This is a genomic window from Salmonella sp. SAL03688 (genome assembly GCF_046551895.1).
Taxonomy (GTDB): Bacteria; Pseudomonadota; Gammaproteobacteria; order Enterobacterales; family Enterobacteriaceae; genus Salmonella; species Salmonella enterica.
Map to the genome: position 1 here is coordinate 1 of NZ_JBGDVI010000015.1, position 11,746 is coordinate 11,746.

11 protein-coding genes are annotated in these 11,746 nt (G+C 55.6%); 10 read left to right on the forward strand and 1 reads right to left on the reverse strand.

Features of this window, described 5'->3' with window-relative positions:
• Window positions 1–296 precede the first annotated feature (296 nt).
• Entirely contained in the window at window positions 297–1,475 is a 1,179-nt protein-coding gene (locus ACLJR2_RS15520) for an MFS transporter (RefSeq protein ID WP_001533705.1), read from the forward strand.
• Here ACLJR2_RS15520 and flk read toward each other — a convergent pair.
• Window positions 1,472–2,473 (reverse strand): flagella biosynthesis regulator Flk, encoded by a 1,002-nt coding sequence (flk, locus tag ACLJR2_RS15525; RefSeq protein ID WP_000553395.1) that lies wholly within the window; start codon window positions 2,471–2,473, stop codon window positions 1,472–1,474. The genes ACLJR2_RS15520 and flk overlap by 4 nt on opposite strands.
• A 103-nt stretch (window positions 2,474–2,576) precedes the next feature.
• On the opposite strand from flk, the gene pdxB reads away from it, so the two are divergent.
• From pdxB to purF, 9 genes are all read left to right on the forward strand, one after another.
• Entirely contained in the window at window positions 2,577–3,713 is a 1,137-nt protein-coding gene (gene pdxB / locus ACLJR2_RS15530) for a 4-phosphoerythronate dehydrogenase PdxB (RefSeq protein WP_000699178.1), read from the forward strand.
• A gap of 67 nt (window positions 3,714–3,780) precedes the next feature.
• A complete protein-coding gene (locus ACLJR2_RS15535; RefSeq protein ID WP_001289135.1) occupies window positions 3,781–4,794 on the forward strand; it encodes an aspartate-semialdehyde dehydrogenase in 1,014 nt (337 codons plus the stop codon).
• Complete coding sequence (truA, locus tag ACLJR2_RS15540) at window positions 4,794–5,606, forward strand: tRNA pseudouridine(38-40) synthase TruA (protein ID WP_000016631.1); 813 nt, start codon at window positions 4,794–4,796, stop codon at window positions 5,604–5,606. Before ACLJR2_RS15535 ends, truA begins: the two co-directional genes overlap by 1 nt.
• Window positions 5,607–5,654: 48 nt before the next feature.
• A complete protein-coding gene (locus ACLJR2_RS15545) occupies window positions 5,655–6,314 on the forward strand; it encodes a DedA family protein (RefSeq protein ID WP_000364318.1) in 660 nt (219 codons plus the stop codon).
• A gap of 149 nt (window positions 6,315–6,463) precedes the next feature.
• Complete coding sequence (gene accD, locus ACLJR2_RS15550; RefSeq protein WP_000118383.1) at window positions 6,464–7,378, forward strand: acetyl-CoA carboxylase, carboxyltransferase subunit beta; 915 nt, start codon at window positions 6,464–6,466, stop codon at window positions 7,376–7,378.
• A gap of 67 nt (window positions 7,379–7,445) precedes the next feature.
• On the forward strand, window positions 7,446–8,714 hold the full coding sequence (folC, locus tag ACLJR2_RS15555) for a bifunctional tetrahydrofolate synthase/dihydrofolate synthase (RefSeq protein ID WP_000792290.1): 1,269 nt from the start codon (window positions 7,446–7,448) through the stop codon (window positions 8,712–8,714).
• Window positions 8,704–9,378: a cell division protein DedD gene (gene dedD, locus ACLJR2_RS15560; RefSeq protein WP_000157037.1), complete on the forward strand. Its 675-nt coding sequence runs from the start codon at window positions 8,704–8,706 to the stop codon at window positions 9,376–9,378. The genes folC and dedD overlap by 11 nt, the downstream gene beginning before the upstream one ends.
• A gap of 310 nt (window positions 9,379–9,688) precedes the next feature.
• The gene (gene cvpA, locus ACLJR2_RS15565) at window positions 9,689–10,177 is read left to right on the forward strand and encodes a colicin V production protein (RefSeq protein ID WP_000262102.1); all 489 of its coding nucleotides are present in this window, start codon (window positions 9,689–9,691) and stop codon (window positions 10,175–10,177) included.
• 37 nt (window positions 10,178–10,214) lie between these two features.
• Complete coding sequence (gene purF, locus ACLJR2_RS15570) at window positions 10,215–11,732, forward strand: amidophosphoribosyltransferase (RefSeq protein WP_000334205.1); 1,518 nt, start codon at window positions 10,215–10,217, stop codon at window positions 11,730–11,732.
• Window positions 11,733–11,746 lie beyond the last annotated feature (14 nt).

Consider the following 11,746-nt stretch of genomic DNA (forward strand, 5'->3'; position numbering starts at 1 on the left):
TTTGACATTGTCGCAGTTGGCGATTTATTTTGAAGGGCGGCTGAATAATGTGATGACGCTGTAGAATTTTTAACGTGACACAGAATTCTGAACGCTCTCGACACGCCGCCACGTTGATACCCTGGCTGCAATTTCAAGGTTGACAAGTTTCGCGTCTCACAGGCAGACTTCACTCTCTACATTATCCTTCCGATAATGCGTAAGCGTTTAACGTTATCCAACGCACCTTAATCCTGACGTTCAGGTAGAGGGGGGCGTGGCCTTTCCCCGCCTTACTCTGCATTCTGGAGTAAGGCATGACAGCAGTTAGCCAAAAAACAACGACCCCGTCTGCGAATTTTTCGCTGTTCCGCATCGCCTTTGCGGTTTTCCTGACCTATATGACGGTCGGCCTGCCGTTACCCGTCATCCCGCTTTTTGTCCATCACGAACTGGGCTATAGCAATACGATGGTTGGGATCGCCGTGGGCATTCAGTTTTTTGCGACGGTACTGACGCGCGGCTATGCCGGACGGCTGGCGGATCAATATGGCGCTAAACGATCGGCGTTACAGGGGATGTTTGCCTGCGGGCTGGCGGGCGCCGCCTGGCTCCTGGCCGCGCTGTTGCCGGTTTCCGCGCCGGTAAAATTCGCGCTGCTTATTGTCGGGCGTTTGATCCTCGGATTTGGCGAAAGTCAGCTGCTGACCGGAACCCTGACCTGGGGACTGGGGCTGGTTGGCCCAACGCGTTCCGGTAAGGTGATGTCGTGGAACGGAATGGCGATTTACGGCGCGCTGGCGGCCGGTGCGCCGTTGGGCTTGCTGATCCATAGCCACTTTGGCTTCGCGGCGCTGGCGGGGACGACGATGGTTTTACCGCTGCTGGCCTGGGCATTCAACGGCACCGTGCGTAAAGTGCCTGCGCATACGGGGGAGCGACCTTCACTGTGGAGCGTGGTCGGGCTTATCTGGAAACCGGGTCTGGGTCTGGCATTGCAGGGCGTGGGTTTTGCCGTCATCGGTACGTTTATTTCACTTTATTTTGTCAGCAATGGCTGGACGATGGCGGGATTCACCCTGACCGCGTTTGGCGGTGCGTTTGTACTGATGCGCATATTGTTCGGTTGGATGCCGGACCGCTTTGGCGGCGTGAAGGTCGCCGTTGTCTCATTGCTGGTTGAGACGGCAGGGCTGCTGCTCTTGTGGCTGGCGCCGACGGCCTGGATAGCGCTGGTAGGCGCGGCGCTCACCGGGGCTGGGTGTTCACTGATTTTCCCGGCGCTGGGCGTGGAGGTTGTGAAACGCGTACCTGCACAGGTACGCGGTACGGCGCTGGGCGGCTACGCCGCGTTTCAGGATATCTCCTACGGCGTTACCGGCCCGCTGGCGGGCATGCTGGCCACGTCATGCGGCTATCCTTCCGTATTTCTCGCGGGAGCGATCTCCGCGGTGGTTGGCATCCTGGTGACGATATTATCGTTCCGGCGTGGTTAAGAAACCAGCCAGAAAAGCGCCAGTACAATTATTAGCGCGATAAACAACAGGCCTGGTCGCGCAGACAGATTTTTCACGGTTTCAATCATCGGCGCGAACGGACGGTAGATGGGTTGAATAGAGAGCGGTTCCAGCTCATCCGCCTCCCGCTCTACGCGACGCAGGAAAATATGGTTAAGTAAGTCCTGCACCTGGGCGGTGGTCAACACCGTTTGCGGCTGAATTTGATAAGTGTGTTGGGCATACTCTTTGATCGCTGTGAGCTCGTCTGGCTCAAGCGGTTGTTTTAACGCAGCCTGCAGCGTATGTAGCGTAGGCGCGTGTTGTAGTGACAGCGTCTGCCGCGCCTGTAGCCATGTCGCCAGATGAGTAAACTGTTTTGCCGGAATGAGCTCGCCGCTTTTCACGCCGGAGAGTTCCAGCATTGATTGCCAGATAAGTTTGTTTGACTCGCCGGTCGCGGCCGCCAGCTTCGTCACCAACTGATTCAACGTATTATGTTCAGCAGGCAATAATGGCCGATCCGTTGCCGGACGTTGCTGCGGCTGCGGAATGGAAAGCTGCCCCTGTTGCAGGAGCGTCAGCACGTTTTTGAGTTGATCGGGCGTAAGCTGGCTAAGCGCGGTTTGACCGTATTGCTGACGGATAAAATCGCTGACGGCCTGACGATTATTCCCGACGCCAAGCAGCTCTGTTAGCTGTGAAAGCACCTGACGATTGGCGTGATTTTGCTGCGCTACGCCCAGACGCTGGGTAAGATTCTGTTCAGCGGCGGGGAAGTGGCGCGACAGTAGCGGCGCGTCATTTTTTATCCCCAGATCGTGTTTCATTCCGGCCCATACTTCCGCGCTTTGCTGCTGGGTCAGTGAAATCAGGCGCGTGATCAGCCTTTCCAGTACCGTACGCTGTTGCATGGAAAGCGGCTGCTCGCTCGCAGCGGAAAGAGGATTACGCCCTTCGCCTGGAGGCTGTGCAGGGGCGCCGGAGATGGGATGCATAATTAATTATCCTTTAACCATAAATCTGAGCAATATATGCCTGGCGGCCAGATTATGGCACACTTGTCCGGTTAACTCTCGTTCTCAAACAGGTACGACAGTCGTGAAAATTCTCGTTGATGAAAATATGCCTTACGCCCGCGAATTATTTAGCCGCCTGGGTGAGGTAAAGGCAGTGCCGGGTCGCCCGATCCCCGTTGAAGAATTGAACCATGCCGATGCGTTAATGGTGCGTTCGGTCACGAAAGTGAATGAATCGCTGCTGAGCGGCACGCCGATTAACTTCGTTGGTACTGCTACGGCAGGCACCGATCATGTGGATGAGGCATGGCTGAAGCAGGCGGGCATCGGTTTTTCAGCCGCGCCCGGCTGTAATGCTATCGCCGTGGTGGAGTATGTGTTTTCCGCGCTGTTGATGCTGGCCGAACGTGACGGCTTTTCGTTACGCGATCGCACTATAGGGATTGTCGGCGTGGGTAACGTCGGAAGCCGGCTACAGACCAGGCTTGAAGCGTTGGGTATCCGCACGTTGCTGTGCGATCCGCCACGCGCCGCACGCGGGGACGAGGGTGATTTTCGTACGCTGGATGAGCTGGTGCAGGAAGCGGATGTCCTGACTTTCCATACGCCGCTCTATAAAGACGGACCGTACAAAACGCTGCATCTGGCCGATGAGACGCTGATCCGTCGACTGAAACCCGGCGCCATTCTCATTAACGCCTGCCGCGGTCCGGTGGTGGATAACGCTGCGTTGCTGGCGCGACTTAATGCCGGGCAGCCGCTGAGCGTGGTGCTTGATGTGTGGGAGGGCGAACCGGATCTTAACGTCGCGCTACTGGAAGCCGTGGATATCGGCACGTCGCATATTGCCGGCTATACGCTGGAAGGCAAAGCGCGCGGCACCACCCAGGTCTTTGAGGCGTATAGCGCGTTTATCGGTCGCGAGCAGCGTGTCGCGCTGGAGACATTACTGCCTGCGCCTGAGTTTGGTCGTATTACGCTTCACGGCCCGCTGGATCAACCGACGCTGAAAAGACTGGCGCATTTGGTGTATGATGTGCGCCGCGACGATGCGCCGCTGCGTAAAGTCGCTGGAATTCCGGGTGAATTTGATAAATTGCGTAAAAATTATCTTGAGCGCCGTGAATGGTCGTCTTTATACGTGATGTGTGACGACGAAACGGCAGCCGCCTTGCTGTGTAAGCTAGGTTTTAACGCTGTTCATCACCCGGCACATTAATGTCTTCTTAATGCTCCCTGTCGAATAATGCGACAGGGACGCTTATGTATTTCTGGAGTAAATCACCATGTCTGAAGGCTGGAACATTGCCATTCTGGGCGCAACGGGCGCCGTAGGCGAAGCCCTGCTTGAAACACTGGCTGAACGCCAGTTCCCGGTCGGTGAAATTTATGCATTGGCGCGTCATGAAAGCGCGGGCGAGCACCTCCGTTTTGGTGGCAAGTCGGTCATTGTCCAGGATGCGGCGGACTTTGACTGGACGCAGGCGCAGTTGGCGTTTTTCGTTGCCGGCGCAGAGGCATCGGCTGCCTGGATAGACGACGCGACCAATGCAGGTTGCCTGGTGATAGATTCCAGCGGTCTGTTCGCGCTGGAGCCTGATGTGCTGCTGGTCGTGCCGGAAGTTAACCCGTATGTACTGGCGGATTACCGCAACCGTAACGTGATTGCGGTCGCCGATAGTCTGACCAGTCAACTGCTGGCGGCGCTCAAGCCGTTAATCGATCAGGGGGGACTGTCGCGCATCGCCGTCACCAGTATGTTATCAGCGTCCGCACAGGGGAAAAAAGCGGTCGATGCGCTGGCCGGACAGAGTGCGAAGCTGCTTAACGGCATACCGATTGATGAAGATGATTTCTTTGGCCGCCAGTTGGCGTTCAATATGCTGCCGCTGCTGCCGGATCGTGAAGGCAGCGTGCGCCAGGAACGTCGTATCGTCGATGAAGTGCGTAAAATTTTGCAGGACGATGGCGTGATGATCTCCGCCAGTGTCGTGCAGTCGCCGGTGTTCTATGGCCATGCGCAGATGGTGAGCTTTGAAGCGCTCCGTCCGCTGGCGGCGGAAGAGGCGCGCGAGGCGTTTTCCCGCGGTGAAGATATCGTACTGTCAGAAGAGACGGATTACCCGACGCAGGTGGGCGACGCTTCCGGCAATCCACAGCTCTCTATTGGCTGTGTGCATAATGATTACGGTATGCCGGAACAAATTCAGTTCTGGTCAGTGGCGGACAACGTGCGTTTCGGCGGTGCGCTGATGGCCGTTAAAATTGCGGAGAAGCTGGTGCAGGAGTATCTGTACTGATGTCCGGACAGCAATCATCGCCGGTCTATAAAATTGCGCTGGGTATTGAGTACGACGGCAGCAAGTATTATGGCTGGCAGCGTCAGAATGAAGTGCGCAGCGTGCAGGAAAAGCTGGAAAAAGCGCTCTCGCAGGTGGCAAATGAACCTATTAACGTGTTCTGCGCCGGGCGCACCGATGCCGGCGTTCACGGCACCGGGCAGGTTGTCCATTTCGAAACGACCGCATTGCGCAAAGATGCGGCATGGACGCTGGGGGTAAATGCGAATTTGCCTGGTGACATTGCCGTGCGTTGGGTGAAAACTGTACCGGATGATTTTCACGCGCGATTTAGCGCTACGGCTCGCCGTTATCGCTATATCATCTACAATCATCGACTGCGTCCTGCGGTATTAGCAAAAGGCGTGACGCATTACTATGAGCCGCTGGATGCAGAGCGGATGCATCGCGCGGCGCAGTGTCTGCTTGGCGAAAATGATTTTACCTCGTTTCGCGCGGTGCAGTGCCAGTCGCGCACGCCGTGGCGTAATGTGATGCACATCAACGTTACCCGCCACGGCCCTTATGTGGTGGTCGATATCAAAGCGAATGCCTTTGTTCATCATATGGTCAGGAATATTGTCGGCAGCCTGCTGGAAGTAGGCGCTCACAACCAGCCGGAGAGCTGGATCGCAGAGCTGTTAGCGGCCAGGGACAGAACGCTGGCGGCGGCAACGGCGAAGGCGGAAGGGCTATATTTGGTTGCGGTGGATTACCCTGACCGGTTTGACCTTCCAAAACCGCCAATGGGCCCGCTATTTCTGGCGGACTAATCCGAATCGCACACCCGAAACGTGTCGGGTAGAAAGGCAAAGACAAATATGGACCTGATCTACTTTATTATTGATTTTATTCTGCACATCGATGTGCATCTGGCGGAGCTGGTCGCGGAGTACGGCGTCTGGGTGTACGCTATTTTGTTTTTGATTCTGTTTTGTGAAACCGGCCTGGTCGTCACGCCGTTCCTGCCGGGCGACTCGCTGCTGTTTGTCGCCGGGGCGCTGGCTTCGCTGGAAACCAACGATCTCAATGTGCATGTCATGGTGGCGTTAATGCTGATCGCCGCAATTGTCGGCGATGCGGTAAATTACACGATTGGTCGACTGTTCGGCGAAAAACTGTTCAGTAATCCGAATTCGAAAATTTTCCGCCGCAGTTATCTGGATAAAACCCACCAGTTTTATGAAAAACACGGCGGTAAAACTATCATTCTCGCTCGCTTCGTGCCGATCGTCAGAACCTTTGCGCCGTTTGTGGCAGGGATGGGGCACATGTCCTATCGGCATTTTGCCGCCTATAACGTCATCGGCGCGCTGCTGTGGGTGCTGCTCTTTACCTACGCCGGTTATTTCTTCGGTACGATACCGTTGATTCAGGATAACCTTAAGCTGCTGATTGTGGGGATTATCGTAGTTTCGATATTACCTGGCGTCATTGAGATTGTCCGGCATAAGCGCGCTGCGTCGCGTGCCGCAAAATAGAAAGTAACTCAGCGGTTCGACCACTTTTTTATCCAAAGTTTCGGGCTGTTATGTTTTAATGTGCAACATTCATGGTCTGTTGGGGGCAAAAATGGCATTATGCGCCCCTTATAATAAAGCTGACTAAGGTTCAGGCAGAAAGGTCACCAATGAGCTGGATTGAACGAATTAAAAGCAACATTACTCCCACCCGCAAGGCAAGCATTCCTGAAGGGGTGTGGACCAAGTGTGATAGCTGCGGTCAGGTTTTATACCGCGCTGAGCTGGAACGTAATCTTGAGGTCTGTCCTAAGTGTGACCATCATATGCGCATGTCGGCGCGCAATCGCCTGCATAGCCTGTTAGATGAAGGTTCCCTTGTGGAGTTGGGTAGCGAGCTGGAGCCAAAAGACGTGCTCAAGTTCCGCGACTCCAAAAAATATAAAGACAGACTGGCGTCCGCGCAGAAAGAAACCGGCGAGAAAGACGCGCTGGTGGTCATGAAAGGGACGCTTCACGGTATGCCGGTTGTCGCCGCCGCGTTTGAATTCGCGTTCATGGGCGGCTCAATGGGGTCTGTCGTTGGCGCACGCTTCGTTCGCGCCGTTGAACAGGCGCTGGAAGATAACTGTCCGTTAGTGTGTTTCTCTGCTTCCGGCGGCGCGCGTATGCAAGAAGCGTTGATGTCGCTGATGCAGATGGCGAAAACCTCGGCGGCGCTGGCGAAAATGCAGGAACGTGGTCTGCCCTACATTTCGGTATTGACCGATCCGACAATGGGCGGCGTTTCCGCCAGTTTTGCGATGCTGGGCGATCTCAACATCGCCGAGCCAAAAGCCCTGATTGGCTTCGCCGGCCCGCGCGTTATCGAACAAACCGTTCGTGAGAAGCTCCCGCCAGGATTCCAGCGCAGTGAGTTCCTGATCGAAAAAGGCGCTATTGATATGATAGTCCGCCGCCCGGAAATGCGCCTGAAGCTGGCGAGCATTCTGGCGAAGCTGATGAATCTGCCCGCGCCGAACCCGGACGCCCCGCGTGAAGGCGTGGTGGTGCCTCCGGCGCCGGATCAGGAGTCTGAGGCCTGATAACTGAAAAGGGCAGGGCCGCAGGCTCTGCCTTTTTGCTTTTCACCGTAAAGAAGCAGCGGAATCAATGAAAAACAAATCTATACCTCAAGCTGCGTCGCCCCTGGCCTCGTGGCTTTCTTATCTGGAAAACCTGCACAGCAAGAGTATCGATTTAGGCCTTGAGCGCGTAAGCCAGGTGGCAGCGCGTCTGGACATCCTCAAGCCTGCGCCGTTCGTTTTTACCGTTGCGGGAACCAACGGCAAAGGTACGACCTGTCGCACGCTGGAGTCGGTGTTAATCGCGGCGGGATACCGTGTGGGCGTCTATAGTTCGCCTCATCTGGTACGTTACACCGAGCGCGTGCGCGTGCAGGGGAAAGAATTAGCGGAATCCGCGCATACCGCGTCCTTTGCGGAAATAGAAACGGCGCGCGGCGATATTTCATTGACCTATTTTGAATATGGTACTTTGTCGGCATTGTGGCTGTTTAAACAGGCTAACCTTGACGTGGTGATTCTGGAGGTCGGGTTGGGCGGGCGCCTGGACGCCACGAACATTGTGGATGCCGATGTAGCGGTAATTACCAGCATCGCGCTTGACCATACTGACTGGCTGGGGCCGGATCGCGAAAGTATCGGCCGCGAGAAGGCCGGGATTTTTCGTGCGGAAAAACCCGCTATCGTCGGCGAACCGGAAATGCCGGCAACCATCGCGGATGTCGCGCAGGAGACCGGCGCGCTGTTGCGGCGTCGCGGCGTTGACTGGCGTTATGAGGTGACAGCGACCCAGTGGGCGTTTACCGATGGCGACGGCACGCTTGCCGGACTGCCGTTGCCGCAGGTTCCCCAGCCGAATGCCGCCACCGCTCTGGCCGCGCTGCGCGCCAGCGGGTTGAACATTGACGAACAGGCGATTCGCGACGGTATTGCGCAGGCTACCTTGCCGGGACGTTTTCAAATCGTGAGTGAGTCGCCGCGCGTTATCTTTGATGTCGCCCATAATCCCCACGCGGCGGAATACCTGACGGGTCGTCTGAAAATGTTGCCGAAACGCGGGCGCGTGCTTGCGGTGATTGGTATGCTGCATGATAAAGATATCGCCGGCACGTTAGCCTGGTTGAAAAGCGTGGTTGACGACTGGTATTGTGCTCCGTTAGAGGGGCCGCGCGGCGCGACGGCGGAACAACTTCTGGAACATCTGGGGAAAGGGAATGTCTATGATAGCGTCGCGCAGGCATGGCAGGCCGCTATCGACGCGGCGCAGCCAGAAGATACCGTGCTGGTGTGCGGATCGTTCCACACCGTCGCACATGTTATGGAAGTGATAGACGCGGGGAGAATCGGTGGCGAGTAAGTTTCAGAATCGTTTAGTCGGCACGATTGTGTTAGTCGCGCTGGGGGTTATTGTGCTTCCCGGTCTGCTGGACGGACAGAAAAAGCATTATCAGGATGAATTTGCTGCGATTCCACTGGTACCGAAGCCTGGCGACCGCGATGAGCCGGATATGATGCCTGCCGCAACGCAGGCGCTGCCGACACAGCCGCCGGAAGGGGCGGCTGAAGAGGTGCGGGCGGGAGATGCGGCAGCGCCGTCTCTGGACCCGTCGCGCATGGCGTCTAACAATGTTGAGCTTGATCCGATACCGGTGGAGACGCCTAAACCGAAGCCGGTTGAAAAGCCGAAGCCGCAGCCTAAACCGCAACAGCCGGTTGTCGCCGCTTCCACGCCGACGCCCGCGCCGCAACCAGTCGCCGACGATAAACCTGCGCCGACCGGCAAAGCCTATGTCGTACAGTTGGGCGCGCTGAAAAACGCGGATAAAGTCAACGAGATAGTCGGCAAGCTTCGTTCCGCCGGGTTCCGGGTTTATACTTCCCCCTCAACGCCGGTACAGGGTAAAATAACCCGTATTCTCGTCGGGCCGGATGCGTCGAAAGATAAGATGAAAGGATCGCTTGGCGAGCTCAAGCAGATTTCCGGGTTAAGCGGCGTGGTGATGGGATATAGCCCGAACTAAGGCGCGTTTTGCCTGAGCGCGCAGCGTTAAGGCCTACGGTGTTCACCTGGTAATAGCCGAAGTTCTGTAGGCTGGATAAGGCGTTTACGCCGCCATCCGGCAGAAGGAATGAACCTGGTATCCTGCGCTTATCAGGCCGATGGCAGCTCTTCTGGTCGTGCCCGAAGAGATAAAAAGTGTGATGGCGTTGAATATTTTTTCAGCGCCATTTTTATTTACGCGTGGGAAGGAAATCCCTACGCAAACGTTTTCTTTTTCTGTTAGAATGCGCCCCGAACAGGACGACAGGGCGTAAAATCGTGGGACATCTATGGTCTGGATTGATTACGCCATTATCGCGGTGATTGCTTTTTCCTGTCTGGTTAGCCTGATCCGCGGCTTTGTTCGTGAAGCGTTATCGCTGGTGACGTGGGGCTGTGCTTTCTTTGTCGCCAGTCACTACTACACTTACCTGTCTGTCTGGTTTACGGGCTTTGAAGACGAACTGGTTCGTAATGGGATTGCTATCGCGGTACTGTTTATCGCGACGCTTATCGTCGGCGCTATCGTGAATTTTGTGATAGGTCAGCTAGTAGAAAAGACCGGCCTGTCGGGAACTGACCGGGTGTTGGGGATCTGTTTCGGCGCACTGCGAGGCGCGCTGATTGTCGCCGCCATTCTGTTCTTCCTTGATACCTTTACCGGCTTGTCGAAAAGCGAAGACTGGAGCAAATCGCAGCTCATCCCGCAGTTCAGCTTCATCATCAGATGGTTCTTTGACTATCTGCAAAGCTCGTCGAGTTTCTTGCCCAGGACGTAACAGGTTCTGAGATGTGGCTTAACGAGGAAAATGACGTATGTGCGGTATTGTCGGTATCGCCGGTGTTATGCCGGTCAACCAGTCGATTTATGACGCGTTAACAGTGCTCCAGCATCGTGGTCAGGATGCTGCCGGTATCATCACCATTGATGCGAATAACTGCTTCCGCTTGCGTAAGGCAAACGGGCTGGTGAACGATATTTTTGAAGCTCGCCACATGCAGCGTTTGCAGGGCAACATGGGGATCGGCCATGTGCGCTACCCTACCGCAGGCAGCTCCAGCGCTTCCGAAGCGCAACCTTTTTACGTTAACTCGCCGTATGGCATCACGTTGGCCCATAATGGCAACCTGACTAACGCGCACGAGCTACGTAAGAAGCTGTTTGAAGAAAAGCGCCGTCATATCAACACCACCTCCGATTCCGAAATCCTGCTCAATATTTTCGCCAGCGAGCTCGACAACTTCCGTCACTATCCGCTGGAAGCCGACAATATTTTTGCCGCGATTGCCGCGACTAACCGTCAAATCCGCGGCGCCTATGCCTGCGTGGCGATGATTATCGGCCACGGCATGGTGGCTTTTCGCGATCCGCACGGCATTCGCCCGTTAGTGCTGGGCAAGCGTGACGTTGGCGATGGTCGTACGGAGTATATGGTCGCTTCTGAAAGCGTGGCGCTGGATACGCTGGGCTTTGAATTCCTGCGCGATGTCGCGCCGGGCGAAGCTATCTATATTACCGAAAAGGGGCAACTGTTCACGCGCCAGTGCGCGGATAACCCGGTCAGTAACCCCTGTCTGTTTGAGTACGTTTATTTTGCTCGCCCGGACTCCTTTATCGACAAGATCTCCGTCTACAGCGCTCGTGTGAATATGGGCACCAAACTTGGCGAAAAAATCGCTCGTGAATGGGAAGATCTGGACATCGACGTCGTGATCCCTATCCCGGAAACCTCCTGCGATATCGCACTGGAAATTGCCCGTATTCTCGGCAAGCCGTACCGCCAGGGATTTGTCAAAAATCGTTACGTGGGACGTACCTTTATCATGCCGGGCCAACAGCTACGCCGTAAATCCGTGCGCCGTAAGCTCAATGCTAATCGCGCGGAATTCCGCGATAAGAACGTCCTGCTGGTGGATGATTCCATCGTGCGTGGCACCACATCAGAGCAGATCATCGAGATGGCCCGGGAAGCCGGCGCGAAGAAGGTTTATCTGGCGTCCGCCGCGCCGGAAATTCGTTTCCCCAACGTCTATGGCATTGATATGCCGACCGCCAATGAGCTGATCGCGCATGGTCGCGAGGTGGATGAGATTCGTCAGATCATCGGCGCAGACGGGCTTATCTTCCAGGATCTGAACGATCTGATCGAAGCCGTGCGCGCGGAAAATCCGGATATCCAGCAGTTTGAATGTTCGGTATTTAACGGGGTATATGTCACCAAAGACGTAGACCAGCAATACCTCGACTTCCTGGATTCATTACGTAATGACGACGCCAAAGCGGTGCTGTTCCAGAACGAAATGGAAAACCTGGAAATGCATAACGAAGGCTAATGGCTTTGCCAGCG